We start from the raw sequence: 844 nt of genomic DNA on the forward strand, positions 1-844 counted from the left end.
AACATAATCAGGCACTACACCTTCTTTTTCAAGCATACTTAAAGCTCCATCAGCACAAAAGACCACCGCTTTATCTTGATAAGCTTTAAGTAAAGGAAGTTGTTTAGTAAGAGAAGGTCCTGCAGAAACTACTATAGCATTGTCAAATTTGTTTTTTCTTTCGCTTAAGATTCTTTGAAAAGGAATACTTCCAAGCATAGAAGGGATATTTTGCAAAAGATGAGAATAACACTGAAAAGAAATTGTTAAATTTAAACCTAAATTCCTTATAACAATTTTGATATTTTTTTCACAAAGCTCATCTGCTTTATGCCAAATATCTTCATAAAACTTTTTATAATAAACATTATTTACAAACATTTCATATAAACTTAGATACTCAAACATATCTTTCATATCAAAAAGTATAAGTAGTTGAATATCCACTCTTTCTTCTTTGATATCTATAAGATAAATTTTTCCACTACAAAGTTCCTCACTCAAATCTATCGTGCTTAAAGCTAGGATAAAAAGTTCGATTTCACTTTCAAATACAAAAAGATGTTTATAGTGTTTGGATAAATTTTTAATAAGCAAAGCATTGCCTATACCATAAATACATGCAAAAGGATATCTATGAGTTTTTTCTAAAATACTTTGATAGAAAAAATTTATTTCTTCTTCTAAATTTTCATACATAAAAACATTATGAGTTTTATCATAGATATTTAAATTTTCATCTATATTAAAACGAGAGCAAGTTTTATTTTGTATGAAATTTAAAAGTTTATTTCCTAAGGGTTCATTTACCCCACTTAATAAAGCTTGTATGTTTTTTTCTAGTATGGTCATTGGGTTTCCTTAA

The 844-nt window shown here is 26.9% G+C and carries 1 protein-coding gene; it reads right to left on the reverse strand.

What is annotated here, in order from left to right:
- Nucleotides 1-831 (reverse strand): 6-hydroxymethylpterin diphosphokinase MptE-like protein (locus tag AJ882_RS04010; protein ID WP_148125868.1); only part of this gene is annotated, 831 nt, incomplete at its 3' end.
- Between the last annotated feature and the right edge of the window lie 13 nt (nt 832-844).

It is taken from the genome of Campylobacter sp. BCW_6461, from assembly GCF_001762735.1.
Taxonomy (GTDB): Bacteria; Campylobacterota; Campylobacteria; order Campylobacterales; family Campylobacteraceae; genus Campylobacter_D; species Campylobacter_D jejuni.